Source organism: Halomicrobium sp. HArcel3 (assembly GCF_058933135.1).
Genome location: NZ_JBZYDN010000001.1, coordinates 1 through 13,778, shown reverse-complemented (window position 1 = coordinate 13,778; position 13,778 = coordinate 1). Strand labels below are relative to the sequence as shown.

The following is a 13,778-nucleotide window of genomic DNA, read 5'->3' as shown; positions in this document are numbered from 1 at the left end:
TCGCCCGTCGTCTCGCCACCGCAGGCCCCTCGTGAACGAGCGGCTTGGCGGCCGTCGGTGTCCGTCGACGGCAGCCGACTGCGCCTGTAGCGTCGTCGCCGCCGACGGAGCCGTCCCGTTCAGATCACGATATCTGGACGCTCACCTCGTCGGTGCTCGTGTTGCCCTCGTTGTCGGTGGCGGTGAGGGTGACCGTGTACGTGCCAGCGGACTGGTAGCGCTCGTCGGTGTACCAGCCCCTCCCGGTCGACCCGTTGCCAAGCTCCCACTGGAGGTCGGTGATCCAGGTGCTGTTGCCGGTCTCGTCGGTGATCCAGAACTGCATCAGGTCGCCGGTCGACCCGGACGTCGCCCCGGGGTCGATGGAGGCGATCAGGTCACCGGAGGTCGGCGTCTCGGTATCCGTTTCCGTCTCGGTATCTGTCTCCGTCTCCGTCTCGGTATCTGTCTCCGTCTCCGTCTCGGTGTCAGTCTCCGTGTCCGTCTCCGTATCAGTCTCCGTGTCCGTCTCCGTATCAGTCTCCGTCTCGGTACCTGTGCCATCACCCTCGACGTCGATGGTGACCGACGTCGTGCCGGTGTCGGTGACCGAGACTGTCGTCGTCGCCGAGTCGCTGTCGGTGCTGACGGTGACCTCGTGTTCGCCGAGGAAGGCGCTCGTCGAGTAGCTTCCCGACCCGTCCGTCGTGCCGGACTCGTCGGTCCACCACTCGTCGAAGACGAGGCCGGTCCAGACGTCGTAGGCCGGCTTCTCCGACCAGTCGTCGTAGAACAGCGGCGCCTCGTTCTCCCAGTGGCGCCCGTCCCAGAAGCCCCACATGATGAACGCGTCACAGCCCGGATGGGAGAACGCGCCACGGAGGTAGTTCTCCAGCATGTCGGCGCGTTCCTGGTCGCTGTTCCAGTCGTCGCCGTTGTACGTGTCGAACTCCGTGATCTTCAGGCGGGCACCGAGGTCTGCCCACTTGTTCATCTCCTGGACGACCTGGCTGGCCGAGATGCGGCCGTCCGGGTCGTCGTTGGAGTTGTACTCGCCCTGGCGAGCGGCGACGTGGGCCTGCAGTCCGACGATGTCGATGTCCGTTGCGTTGTCGTTCAGGTGCTGGATCTGGGAGACGTACCGGTCGTCGGTGTAGCCGTAGGCGAACTGGTTGAAGTCGTTGACCGCGATGTCCAGGTCGTAGCCGTTCTGCTCGATGACGTCCGCCGCCTGGCTGTACCAGTCGGCCAGGAGGTCCGAGGTCCACGGGACGACCTCGCCGGTCCAGGGCTCCTCGGTGTCGATCTGGTCGCCATAGACGCCGAGTTGCATCTGGTAGACGTGCATCACCTCGTTGACGACTTCCCACTCGGTCAGGTCGTCGCCGTAGTGGGTGATGATCTCCTCGATGTGGTCCATCGTCCGGGTGCGGATCGTCTCGGCGTCTTCGTTGTCGATGGCCGTCTGGATGTCGGAGGGAATGGCAGCGACGTCCTCACGGCCCCAGAGGCAGACGTGCCCGCGCATGTCCAGCCCCTGGTCGAGGATCCACTGGGTCGCCTCGTCGGCCAGCTGCTGTTCGTTCTCCCAGAAGTCCCACTTGTGCCGGTTCTCCATCACCGCCGTGTTGAACAGCTCCGGGATGTACTCCCGGTAGTTGTCCCCCTCGCTGGAGCTGTTGATCAGGGTGTTGGCGTTGACGGCCGTCCCGAAGTCGAACTCGTGGGACTGCTGTTCGACCGTCACGTCGGCGCTGGAGACCGTCGACCCGTCGGCGTTCTGGACCGTGATCTCCAGGTCTCCGGTGCGGTGTTCCTGGATCCGCTCGTCGACGCTGATCGAGGTGTCGGCGGTCTCCGCCGTCGCGGGCGAGGACGCCGCGCCGCCGATGGCGCTGGCGGCCGCCGCTGCGCCGACCGCCTTCATGTAATCCCGACGGTCGATCGAGTCCAGGACGCCGTCTGCCTCCGCCGTGACTTCGGCCGCCGTCGGTTCGTCTGCGCCGTCGATATCGGTCGGCCCGTTCGCCGTTTCGATCCCCGTCTGTTCGTCCGTCGGTTCCCCGTCGTCGCGTGTATCGTCGTTCGTCATTGAATTGTCTCGAACGTCTGTCGTTTGTTCCACTATTCGAGTCGGATCTCGTCGATTTCGAGCGTACTGGCGCCGCCCTGCCAGAAGCTCAGGCGGAGGGCCAGGCTCGACGAGGACGTGTCGACCCCAGCCGAATCGAGGTCGACCGCCACGTCGGCAGTGGTCGTTCCGATCGAATCGTCGGTGACGTCGGCGAGCAGGCCGCGGGCCCCGCCCATGCTGAACACCACCTCCGATTCCTCGCCACCGCTGGCGCCGCTGACCGAGAAGACCAGCGAGGAGTACTCGCTCACGTCCCGATTGATCTGCTCCTGGAACCAGCCGCCGTTGTCGTACTCCAGAACCAGTGCGCCGTCTTCGACCTCGCCGCCACCGTTCTCGAAGGACCCGGCCCCACACCACTGACCGAGGTCGTTCCAGCCGGACGACCACGACGGACTGCCGTCGTAGTCGTTGACTACCAGCGTCCCTCCGGACGGGTCATCGGTCTCCGTCTCTGTCTCAGTGTCAGTTTCCGTTTCCGTCTCGGTCTCGGTCTCAGTTTCCGTTTCCGTCTCGGTCTCAGTTTCTGTCTCCGTCTCCGTCTCCGTTTCAGTCTCAGTCTCCGTTTCAGTCCCCGTGCCACCCTCGCCATCGCCGAACTCGATCCAGTCGAAGTTCCAGGCACCGGACTCTGCGGTTATCCGGACGAGGTGCTCGCCCTCGGGGAGGTCCAGGCTCCCGACCCGGATCTCCTCCCAGTTCGTCCAGTCGCCGGTCTGCCAGACGTCCTGGGTGGCGACGGTCTCGCTGTCCACGTCGATCCGGAGGGTGCCGCCGCCGCCCTCACCGGCCGCGGCGTTGACGTGAGTGACCAGCCCGTCGCCCGAGTCGACCTGGACGGTGTACTCCAGCCACTCGCCGGAGTCGATGTAGCCGACGTTGTAGCCGGACTCGGCCGACGTCCCGATGTCGACTGAAGCGTCGCGGTAGGAGCCGTCGGCCTGGTTCGACGAGGTGGTGTCGTAGTAGGAGATGCCCTGGCCGCCCTCGTCGAAGTCCTCGGCCTGGATGCGGCCCGGGATGGTGTGCGGACCGTTGAACGCGGACTGCTCGGCGTCGGTCGCGATGGTCTCGGCGATGACCGTCGCCGGGCCGGACTCGTTGCCGGCGTCGTCCACGGCCCTGACGGCTATCTCGTAGGTCGTCGCCGGGTCGAGGTCGGTGACCGACGCCGACGTGGTGTCGGGAAGGGCCTCCTGGTTCGGTTCGCCGTCGACGGAGAGGACGTAGTGGGAGAGGCCGGCCTCGCCCTCGTCGGTCACGGCGTCCCAGGACACCTCGACGCTGATCTCCGAGGTCCGGGTGACGGTGAGGTTCGAGGGAGTGGGCGGCGCGATGGTATCGTCGATCGTATTCTCCGGGATACTGTCGTCCTGGGTCTCCGCCAGCCAGGTCTTGATGAAGCCGCCCATCTGCTCGTCGCCGTCCTTGAGCGTCCAGGGCTCGTTCGCGCCCTCGCCCGGCGAGTCGAAGAACGTCGGCGCCCAGCTGTCGTCGAAACACCACGAGATCCACCCCATGTTCTCGTAGCCCTCGGCCCACTCGCGGAAGGGCTGGCCCCACTCCGAGTTGGTCCCCTGGTCGATGTTCCCCCCGGCGGGGTCCCAGCCGAACTCCGTGACGACGACCGGGACGTCGTTGGCGGGTTCGCCGTAGTACTGGTCGAACTCGGAGGGTGCGCCGTTGTCCGGATAGATGTGGGCCGCGTAGATCAGGTTGTCACCTTCGAAGGGGTACTCCGGTGCCATGTGCGTCAGCGACGTCCACCGGGGCGAACCGATGATTATCGGCGTCTCCGGCGCGTGCTCGCGGACGAGGTCGACCCACGGCTGGGCGGCGTCGCGCCAGGTCTGCCAGGCGCCCGCGTCGTCGCCGTACATCCCCGGCCGGGTCGGCTCGTTGAACAGCTCGTAGATGACGTGTTCGTCGTCGGCGAACTCCGGGGCGACCGCGTTCCAGAAGGTCCGCATCACGTCGTCGATGGGGTCGAGCGTGTCCTCGTTCTCGGAGTTGTACGTCTCGGTCGCCTCCTGGGTGTAGGGCCTGATGAGGTGGAAGTCGACCAGGGCGTACACGTCCCGCGAGGCCAGCAGGTCGACCGACGGCCGGACGAACTCCTCGACCAGCGTGTCGATGCCGTAGTAGTCGACGTTGTCCTGGGTGAACGGCAGGCGGACGACGTTCGGGTGCCACCCGCGAGACTCGTCGGTCGCCCACCGAAGCACCTCCTCGAAGCTCTTCGAGTGGGTCCGCCGGTAGAACGCCGGGTCGGCCGGCGCCATGCCGCGGAGCTGGACCTCGTTCCCGTTCGGGTCCCGTATCCACTTCCCGTCGGTGTGGAGCCGCGGGGTCGGAACCGCGGCCGCGGTGTCGACGCTGCCCGTCAGCGCCAGCCCACCGACGGACGCGCCGATGGTCTTCAGCGCGGTCCGCCTGGTGGTTCCCCCCTCACCCGTCTGCTCCATCGCTCGCGTCTGGTCGTCCTCTGTTCCCCCCGCCGCGTCGTGTGGTGTCTCGTCAGTTGTCATCGTTGGCAGGCCGCCGTGCCGTCGGTTGCGTCTCGATTCGAGTCGCCGCTCGTCGGTCGCGAGCGCGGCAGTTCGGTCAAGATATCTGGACGGTCACCTCGTCGGTGCTCGTGTTGCCCTCGTTGTCGGTCGCGGTCAGCGAGACGGTGTAGCTTCCCGACGAGTCGTACCGGGCATCGGCGTACCAGCCGCTGTCCGTCGAGCCGTCGCCCAGCTCCCACTGGAGGTCGGTGATCCAGGTGCCACCGTCCGTCTCGTCGGTGATCCAGAACTGCACCATCTCGCCGGTCGACGCCGACGTCGTGCTGGGACGGATAGACGCGACCAGATCGCCTGACTCCGGCGTGTCGGTGTCCGGCGTGTCCGTCTCTGGCGTATCGGTTTCCGGCGTGTCCGTCTCTGGCGTATCGGTCTCTGGTGTGTCCGTCTCCGGCGTATCCGTCTCCGGGGTGTCCGTCTCCGGCGTTTCGATACTACCGCTCCCGCTGGTGTACGTCGAGCCGTTGATGGTGACTTCGAAGGCGTTGTACGTCGTCTCGCCGACGGCGCCCTCCCAGTACTCGTTGCCGAGTTCGATGCCGGAGAGCCAGAGGTCCCCGGAGGCGCCAAATTCGGCGCTGACGTAGTCTATGATCTCGGTCATGTCGATCCGACTGCCGTCGTACCCGCCCTGGACGCGGAAGATGGGGAACGTCGCGTCCGTACCGCCGCCGTCGTAGGTGGTCCAGTGGTCGATCGTGTTGCCGTACTGGTCGGTCCAGGCGGCCTCGTTCTCCATCCCGCCGTGGTTGTGCTGGTCGTTCCAGTCCAGCAGCAACATGATCTCGTAGACGTGGGTCCCGGTCTCCTGGCCCGGCGGCTGTTCCATCAGCCACCACTCCTCTGCCCAGTTCCACTCGCCGCCGGACTGGCTGTAGTCGGCGTCGATCGCCATCTCAAGCTGGTCGACGTCGCGGCGCTGGATGGGGAACTCGGCGACGCCGGTGTCCTCGCCCCACGGGCGCGTTCCGATGAACACTTCCGGGTAGTTGGGGCCGCCGCTGGCGTTCGAGGCGTCGAAGTCGTAGCCGTAGCTCCCGTCGTCGTTCAGCCAGACGCACTGGGGCACGTTCGACATGCTCCACTGGTTGTCCATCACGCTGTACCCGCCGCCGACGTCGATCTGGCCGTACTCCGAGTCGCAGATCTCCTCGGCCGTCGCCGCCGTGGCGGAGTTGCCCAGGCCGAGTCCGAGGCCGGCGGCGCCGACCGCGGCGCTCGCCTTCAGGACGTCCCGCCGTGAGGGATTCGCCAGCGGAGCCCGGCCGTCGCCGTCGGCCGGTCGTTCGTCGGCCGGGTCGGTCAGTCGTTCGTCGATTCCTTCGTCGGTCGTGTCTCGTGTCATTGGTGTGAATCAGCTGCGTGCGTTTATCTCGCGATCCCAGCCGTCACCGTCGGGAACGTGCCGCAGAGCGGCGGTTCGTCCCACGACGGTCGAGCGTGGGATAGGTCGTCGGTTCTCGTTCGAATCACCCGCCGAGCCACGGCGTCCGGTCCGGGAGACCGGGAGCCGTCCAGGCGAGCGGTAGCTCGGTTCACGACACCGTGATCGTCACCTCGTGGGTCGTCGAACTGCCCTCGTTGTTGGTCGCGGTCAGTGCGACGGTGTAGCTCCCCGCCGAGTCGTAGGCGTGTTCGGCCCACCAGCCGGTAGCCGAAGCGCCGTCGCCGAAGTCGAACGACAGCGAGTCGATCCAGGTGCTCGAATCGGTCGTGTCGGTGACGCCGAAGGTGACGCGCTCGCCGACGCTCGCAGTGGTCGTGCTCGGGTCCATCTCGGCGATCAGGTCGCCGGTTCCGCCGCCGGTGCTACCGCCGGATCCACCGGAGCTACCGCCCGAACCGCCGCCGCTTCCGCCCGAATCGCCGCTGGAACTGCCACCGTCGCTGCCGCCAGTGGAGCCGCTGCCGCTGTCGAGCGAGAGGGAGACGTTGTTGAGGTCCCACCAGCTCTCGTCCATGGCGACGCGGACGACCTGCTGTCCGGCGTCGAGGGAGACGCCGGCGGTGGAGACGGTCTCCCAGGAATCCCAGCCACCGGTGGCGGGAACGTCCACGGTCCCGCTGACGTCCTGGCCGTTCACCTCGAGGTGGAAGGATCCACCACCGGAATCGGAGGCGACGAGCGCTTCGAGTGTGTACTCGCCCGATTGCTGGACGTCGACGGTGTACTCGACCCACTCGCCGGACTCGATGTAGCCGATGCCGTAGCCCGACCCGGCGCTGTTGGAGGTGATGTCGACTGCCTCGTCGGTCCGCATCGCACCGCCCTCGTTCTCGGCGGTGTTGTCGCTGTAAGCGACGCCGGAGCCGCCCTCGTCGTACTCCTCGGCCTGGATGGTGCCGGGAACGGCGTGGGGCGAGCCGTCGTACGGCTGCTGGGTGCCGGAGCCGCCGCCACTGTCTCCGCCAGAGTCACCGCCCGAGTCTCCACCGCCGTCACCGCCCGAATCGCCGCCGGTGCCACCAGTGCCGCCGGTCCCGCCGACGTCGACGTGTTCCAGCATCTCGTCGGCGTAGCGCCGGCCGAACTCCCGGTAGGCCTCCGTCGTGAAGTGGGCGTAATCCTGGCCCGCCAGTCCCTGGGCCGAGACGACGTGGGCGTTCGGGATCACGTCCGGAAGTTCGTTGACCTCGGTGTTGTGCGAGCCACAGCACCCGCCTTGCGAGTCGTAGAGCATCTCGCCGGCGAGGAACGGGACGTTGCCGATACCCAGATCGGAACGGAGGTTCTCGACGATACCGGCCACGTCCGACGTCCACTCCTGGTCGTTGGTGTCTGTCTCACCCTGGTGGAACAGGATGCCCCTGATCGTCCCCACCTGCTGGGCCTTCTGGGCCAGGTCCAGCAGCCACTGGTAGCCGCCGTCGAACTGCGACGGAATGTTGCGGTCGTTCCGGCCGATGGGCGCGCCCTTCTGGAAGAGCGCGATGTCGGCGCCCCCGACGGCCGCGGGGACGAGGCCGATACCCCTGTCCTCCGACATCTCCTGAATCACGGTCTTCGCAAAGTAATCCCCGGGGCCGATCCCCGCGTTACATCGATTGAGCGGTGGTTCGGCCAGGTACCACTCGCCGTACTCGCGCCCGAGGTTCGAACAGTCGAGGTCCGCGAGGACGTGTATCCGCGGATGCGTCTCCCGGTCCTGCTCCTCGATCGGACCCGCCCCCTCCATGTTCGACTGGCCGAACAGCAGGTAGATGTCGAGGTCCGACGGGTCGGTTTCGGTGGCCGCGGACGCCTGTTCGCCCAGTCCGAGCGCGAACGCGCCCGCGCCGACCGTCGCCCCCGCCTTCAGGAAGTCGCGTCGATGCTGGGTTCCCCCGGTCTCGTCTCGCTCGTTCGTTCCGCCATAGTCGGCGTCGCTACTCGGTCCCTCGCCCCATTCGTCGGTGCTGTCTGTCCGTCGTGTCATGTAATGTTCGTTCGCGTCGCCCGCCTGGTCGGCCCCGACCACCGGGGCGTCGTCGCGGGTGCGTCGAGCAATCGTGTGGCAATTCGAGTCGTATCCCGTCGATTTCGTGCGTGCTGGAACCCCACCTCGTCGTAGACGTCCGGGTTCGGCTGGCGACAGTGACTGGCCTCGTCCGAGCAGCAAGCCCGCGGGCACACGAAATCGGAATCGAGCGTCTCGCAGACAGTCAGGAAGTCGTCGGCGTGCGCCCGGTCCGCGGACGGAGCGGCGCTCCCGACGAGGGCTCCGGTGTCGACGGCCTGCAGGAACGCCCGCCTGCTCGTGGTATCGGGTTCGCCGGCGCTCCCGTCCCGCTGCTCGCCGTGCGATCTGTGTCCGCTCGTCGGTCCACTCGCGTCGGATCTCGGTCCGGTCGCGTCGTTTTCTGTCATCGTCGTCTCGTGTCTGCGTCGGCCAGCCCCGGTGGCCGTCGGGCGGCAGTTACCCCCGTAACGTGCCCGACGATAGCCGGGAGTGACGTGGTCGGTCGCGTGATTCGTTCCGGTGACCGGGGCCCGGCGTGCGCCGCCATCGAACGGCGGCGAGTCGGTCGCCCCGGAACCGGCGAACCGGCGTTCGCTACCCCGGGGCGGGCGACCGCCGGACGGGGCGGTCGGCCGCCGCGTCGGTTCGGCCACCAGCGCTCGGGTCCGACCGGTGTGGTCGGGACCGAGTCCCCCTGCCTGGGCCGAACGGCCCGCGCGTCACGTGGCGCGGCGTCGTCACTGCTATCGCGTCGGTCGTCAGGAGATCGAGACTTCCACCGAGGTCGTGCTCGAAGTCCCCTCGTTGTTCGTCGCGGTCAGGGTGACGGTGTAGCTGCCGCTGGAACTGTACCGGTTGTCCGCGTACCAGCCACTGTCCGTCGACCCGTCGCCCAGCTCCCACTGGAGGTCGGTGATCCAGGTGCTGTTGCCGGTCTCGTCGGTGATCCAGAACTGGACCAGGTCGCCGGTCGACGCCGACGTCGTGCTGGGCCGGATGGAGGCGACCAGGTCGCCGCTGTCCGGCGTGTCGGTGTCCGGCGTGTCCGTCTCCGGCGTGTCGGTGTCCGGCGTGTCGGTGTCCGGCGTGTCCGTCTCCGGCGTCGACGTCGTCGTTGTCGTCGTCGGCGGCTCCGTCGTCGTGTCGTCGTCGCTCTCGCCGGGGATGTCGTTCTCCGCGTTGGCCGCGAGGTACTCCTGCCACCACTGGCCGGGACGGTCCTGGTACGGGTGGATCTCCCAGGAACCGTCCTGGCTCGACTCGTGCTGGAAGAACGCGGGTTCCCACGTGTGGTCGAAGTTCCAGCAGATGGGGTGGACCGGATACTCGTCGAGGAAGCTCTCGAAGTCGTCGGCGTACTCGTCGGCCGTCCCTTCGAGGAAGTTGAATCCGTCCTTGCCGCCGCCTTCGGCCCAGCCGAACTCGCTGAAGAACACGGGAACCTCTTCGGCCGCCGTGCCGAAGGAGTCCGACAGCGGGCGCATGCCCTCGTGGGTGTAGACGTGGCCCGTGTAACAGATGTTGTCCCCGTCGAACTCGTTGGTCGGTGCCCAGTAGGTCAGCTGGCTCCACCGCGGGGAACCGATGGTCTTGACGCTCGCGGGCGCGTTCTCTTCGACGATGTCGACCCACGGCTGCGCTCGGTCGACCCACATGTCCCAGTACTGCTGGTTCGCGGAGTCGTCGTAGGAGGGGTTCTCCGATCCCTCTTCGCCGGTGTTCGGAAGCGAGGTCGGCGAGCCCCAGTCGCCGGCGTACGGGCCCGTCGGCTCGTTGAAGATGTCGTAGATGACGTGCTCCCGGTCGGCGTAGCGGGGCGCGACGAAGTTCCAGTACAGCTCGAGCTCCTGGTTGAGTTCGGCGGCGTACTCCTCGGTGTAGCCGTCGAGCTGGTCGGCCTGGTCCTCGCCGTGCCAGAGGACGCCCCGTTCGCCACAGAAACCGATGTCGTTCGGGAAGCTCTCGTTCCCGCACTGATAGTCACCGAGGTCTTCCTCGTGCTGTGGCTGGTGGAAGATGGGGAAGTGCCGGTGATAGTCGATCATGATATACGTGCCGTTCTCCTCGGCGGCGTCGACGAGCGGGTCGACGTACGAGGAGAAGTACGTCTCCAGATGGGACTCGTCGAACTGTCCGGGGAGGAGCGGGCCCCAGTCGTCGCCGTGGGGCATGTCCCCGACGCTACCGGAGCCGCCGTCGGCGATGTCCTGGGGCTGGGTCGGCACGCGGATGATGTGGCTGTGCCAGCCGCCGTCGTTGGACTCGTCGGTGTTGGTCGCCTTCTCGAAGATGGCCATCGAGTCCTTGCTCCGCCAGCTGCGAGTGACGCGGGCCGGGTCGGCGATGTTCACGCCGCGGAGGATGACCTGGTTCCCGCTCGGATCGACGAGCTGGTTGCCGTCGCGCTGTAGTCGCGGCGTCGGGATGCCGACCGCAGCGGCCGACCCGACGAGGTTGCTCGCCAGGCCGGCCGTGAGCGCCGTCGCCCCCGTGGCCTTGAGTACGTCGCGTCGCGAGACGCTGTCGATACGTCGTCCGTTCGATTCGCCGCCGTCGTTCGCGTTTTGCTTTGACATTGTGTTGTCGTTGGTAGTCGGTCAGTTGCGTCGCTATGCGAGTCGAATCGTGCCGATCCGGTCAGGAGATGGTGACCTCCACCGAATCGGTGCTCGTGTTGCCCTCGTTGTCGGTGGCGGTGAGAGTGACCGTGTAGGTGCCCGCGGACTGGTAGCGTTCGTCGGTGTACCAGCCCCTGCCCGTCGACCCGTTGCCCAGCTCCCACTGGAGGTCGGTGATCCAGGTGCTGTTGCCCGTCTCGTCGGTGATCCAGAACTGGACGAGGTCGCCGGTCGACGCCGACATCGTCCCCGGATCGATCGACGCGATCAGGTCGCCCGACACCGGCGTATCGGTATCTGGCGTGTCCGTCTCCGGCGTATCCGTGTCCGGCGTGTCTGTATCGGGCGTATCGGTATCTGGCGTGTCGGTGTCCGGCGTGTCCGTCTCCGGCGTATCGGTTTCCGGCGTGTCCGTCTCAGGTGTATCCGTGTCCGGGGTGGACGTCACGGTGACGTCGCCCGGAAGCCCGTCGTTGCGGTACTGCTCGAGGGCGTTCTTCACGTTGTCACCCATGCCGCCATCGCCGGTCGTGAGCTCCCACTCACAGGGCAGGTCGGCGCAGGCCTCGGGGACGGCCCCGTTGTACGGATCGCCGACCGAGTCGTTCGCGTTGTCGGCGAACGGCCGGCTGAACATCACTGGGCGCCAGACCGGGTCGGCGCACCAGGCGGTCCAGTGGATCGCCTCGCTGGATTCCATCCAGTCGAGGATAGCCTCGCCGTAGCCGGAGTCGGTCCCGCCGATGTACTCGCCGGCGTTCTCTTCCCAGCCGAACTCGGTGACGAACAGGGGTGCCTGCTCGTAGACGCCGGCGACGCCCTCGCCGTTGTTCGAGGCGTCTTCCCAGTCGTTGTTCTGACTGGAGTTGTGCCCCGGATAGATGTGGAAGGTGTAGGCGATGTCCTCGCCGTCGAACTCCTCGACGAGGGCGCCTTCCGGGCTCTGTGACCAGCTGGGCGACCCCATCAGGATCAGGTTGTCCGCGTGCGAGCGGATGGTGTCGACCCACGGCTGAGCCATCTCGAGCCAGAGCTGCCAGATGTCGGCGACCCACTGCGTCGTCGTCGGGTCCTCCCACATCCCGGGCTCGGTGGGCTCGTTGTACACCTCGTAGAGGACGTGGGACTGGTCGGCGTACCGCGGCGCGACGATGTCCCAGAACATGTCGACCTCGTCCTGGAGCTCGGTGTTGACCGGCCCGTCCTGGCCCTCGGCCCACTGGACGTCCCGGTGGCGGTGGTAGTCGATGATACAGTAGACGCCACGGTCCGCACAGTGCTGGACGACCTCGTCGAGGTGATTCGTGAGGTAGCTCTCCAGCTGAGTCTCGTCGAACGCCGGTACCGGCGGGCCGGAACCGGGCTCGTACTCACCGATGTCGACGGGCTGTACCGGGACGCGGATCGCCCGGTTGTACCAGCCGTTGCTCTCGTCGGTGAGCATGTCTATCACCTGCGTCGCGGTCATCCCGCGCGCCTGCGAGGTGACGTTGATGCGCTTCGGGTCGGCGATGTTGACCCCGCGCAGCGTGACGGTGTTGCCCTCCGGATCCTTGATCAGGTTCCCGTCTCGATGGAGCCGCGGCGTCGGAATACCAGCGGACGCGCCACCGGTGGCGAACGACCCCGCCCCGAGCGCGAGCGCGCCGGCCACGGCGCTGCTCTTGAGGAAGTCCCGCCTGAGGGTGCTCCCTCCGGGCTTCGATTGGTCGGACAGCGATGCCTCTCTATCCCCTTTCGGGGGAGTCTCTCGGTCTGTCATTGTGACCCCTTCTACACGCACCCGACGGTGCGTATTGCCATACTATATACAGGACCATATAAAATACTTTCCTATACTGATGGGTTAATTATTTTAGAATATTAAAAACGTCCTAAAAACGCTCTAACCGCCGTTCTTAGCAGTATTGTGTTTTTCACACCTAGTATAAGCAATCTGGTAATTTACTATTGTTTTCCCCACAGGTAATTATTCATATATGACTTCGAGAGTTCGAATTCCAGCCATATCGTGGACGAAAGTGGGCACACTGTCAGTTCCACCATCATTTTAACTCGCGTAAAAGTGTCTACCTGACACGCAATTCGCAGGTAACCGGCGTCGCACGTGGGCGCCGCTCGCGGTCAGGCGCGGTGCGTCGAGAACGGAAGTGGCGAGTGAGCTAACCGGATCAGGCAGGCCACTCGATCGCGTCGATGGTGATACGACGTGCCTCGACGTCCTCGATGAGCGCGCCCCATCCACCGACCGTGCACACCCGGTCCGGCGTCTGGACGACCACCGTCGCCTGTCCCGCCAGCTGAATCAGGCCGGGGGCGGTACCCGTCAGGTCCTTGCCGGGGAAGAGAACGTCCGTGATGACGCCCGAAACGACCCGTTGCTCGCCCGAGGTCGTGTCGATTCCCTCCACAGTCACGGAGATGACCGCGTCCTCCCACCAGACCGGGTAGACGTCACAGACGAACTCCTTGAGCGAGACGTACCGGACGGGATACCGGCGGCGCTGGTCGTGGGTCTCCCACACCGCCCAGAGACAGGTCTGGAAGTACCACTGGAAGATGAAGGAGATGAGTTCGTCGTTGACGACGACGCCGTAGGGGTCCGGCATCCGCTCGGTCGGGGCCAGACAGGCCACCGTCCGGTCCATCACCGCGAGGAACGGCCCGCTGATGGATCGGGCCCTGATCTCTGTCACGACGTCGGTCACCGGATGGCCGTCGAGGATGGACGACTCCCCGGCTTCCGAGTACACCGACGCGCGGACGACGACGTCGTTCGCCACGGCCGCTTCAAGCGCCCCCTCCAGGTCGGCGAGTTGCCGGTCGGTCACGGCGAGGTCGACGACCCACTCCGCGTCCCGAATCTTGGCCTCCGCGTGGTCGAGGACCGTCTGGGCGTGTTTGGTCACGTTGATCTCGTGTTCGCCGAGGGGAGAGTGCTCCCACCGGTCCTCGATCTCCGAGGCGACGTCGGAGAGGCGTGCGCTCTTGTGGTGGAGGTCCTCGATGAACTCGACTGGGTCGCACGCGCGCGCGTGCA

Annotated in this window: 8 protein-coding genes; all 8 read right to left on the bottom strand. The window is 66.4% G+C overall.

All coding sequences use genetic code 11. The features are described from left to right. Positions 1-124: 124 nt before the first annotated feature. Positions 125-2,071 carry an endo-1,4-beta-xylanase gene (locus AC5FRV_RS00040; protein WP_493559094.1) on the bottom strand — a complete coding sequence of 649 codons (1,947 nt, stop codon included), beginning with the start codon at positions 2,069-2,071 and terminating at the stop codon, positions 125-127. A gap of 32 nt (positions 2,072-2,103) precedes the next feature. Further along, positions 2,104-4,641 carry a cellulase family glycosylhydrolase gene (locus AC5FRV_RS00035; RefSeq protein ID WP_493559093.1) on the bottom strand — a complete coding sequence of 846 codons (2,538 nt, stop codon included), beginning with the start codon at positions 4,639-4,641 and terminating at the stop codon, positions 2,104-2,106. Between the two features lie 76 nt (positions 4,642-4,717). Continuing rightward, on the bottom strand, positions 4,718-6,025 hold the full coding sequence (locus AC5FRV_RS00030; RefSeq protein ID WP_493559092.1) for a PKD domain-containing protein: 1,308 nt from the start codon (positions 6,023-6,025) through the stop codon (positions 4,718-4,720). Positions 6,026-6,215: 190 nt separating this feature from the next. After that, positions 6,216-8,096 (bottom strand): sialate O-acetylesterase, encoded by a 1,881-nt coding sequence (locus AC5FRV_RS00025; RefSeq protein ID WP_493559091.1) that lies wholly within the window; start codon positions 8,094-8,096, stop codon positions 6,216-6,218. Next, positions 8,093-8,527, bottom strand: a complete 435-nt coding sequence (locus tag AC5FRV_RS00020; RefSeq protein WP_493559090.1) for a hypothetical protein — start codon at positions 8,525-8,527, stop codon at positions 8,093-8,095. The genes AC5FRV_RS00025 and AC5FRV_RS00020 overlap by 4 nt, the downstream gene beginning before the upstream one ends. 351 nt (positions 8,528-8,878) lie before the next feature. Continuing rightward, complete coding sequence (locus AC5FRV_RS00015; RefSeq protein ID WP_493559089.1) at positions 8,879-10,696, bottom strand: cellulase family glycosylhydrolase; 1,818 nt, start codon at positions 10,694-10,696, stop codon at positions 8,879-8,881. A gap of 61 nt (positions 10,697-10,757) precedes the next feature. Further along, a complete protein-coding gene (locus AC5FRV_RS00010) occupies positions 10,758-12,500 on the bottom strand; it encodes a cellulase family glycosylhydrolase (protein ID WP_493559088.1) in 1,743 nt (580 codons plus the stop codon). Positions 12,501-12,909: 409 nt separating this feature from the next. Next, positions 12,910-13,778: TrmB family transcriptional regulator sugar-binding domain-containing protein (locus tag AC5FRV_RS00005; RefSeq protein WP_493559087.1), on the bottom strand; the 869-nt coding region annotated here is incomplete at its 5' end.

What these genes read in the sequence shown, in the direction of transcription:
- AC5FRV_RS00040 (WP_493559094.1), bottom strand. Translation starts at nt 2,071, where the DNA reads ATGACGAACGACGATACACGCGACGACGGGGAACCGACGGACGAACAG.
- AC5FRV_RS00035 (WP_493559093.1), bottom strand. Translation starts at nt 4,641, where the DNA reads ATGACAACTGACGAGACACCACACGACGCGGCGGGGGGAACAGAGGAC.
- AC5FRV_RS00030 (WP_493559092.1), bottom strand. Translation starts at nt 6,025, where the DNA reads ATGACACGAGACACGACCGACGAAGGAATCGACGAACGACTGACCGAC.
- AC5FRV_RS00025 (WP_493559091.1), bottom strand. Translation starts at nt 8,096, where the DNA reads ATGACACGACGGACAGACAGCACCGACGAATGGGGCGAGGGACCGAGT.
- AC5FRV_RS00020 (WP_493559090.1), bottom strand. Translation starts at nt 8,527, where the DNA reads ATGACAGAAAACGACGCGACCGGACCGAGATCCGACGCGAGTGGACCG.
- AC5FRV_RS00015 (WP_493559089.1), bottom strand. Translation starts at nt 10,696, where the DNA reads ATGTCAAAGCAAAACGCGAACGACGGCGGCGAATCGAACGGACGACGT.
- AC5FRV_RS00010 (WP_493559088.1), bottom strand. Translation starts at nt 12,500, where the DNA reads ATGACAGACCGAGAGACTCCCCCGAAAGGGGATAGAGAGGCATCGCTG.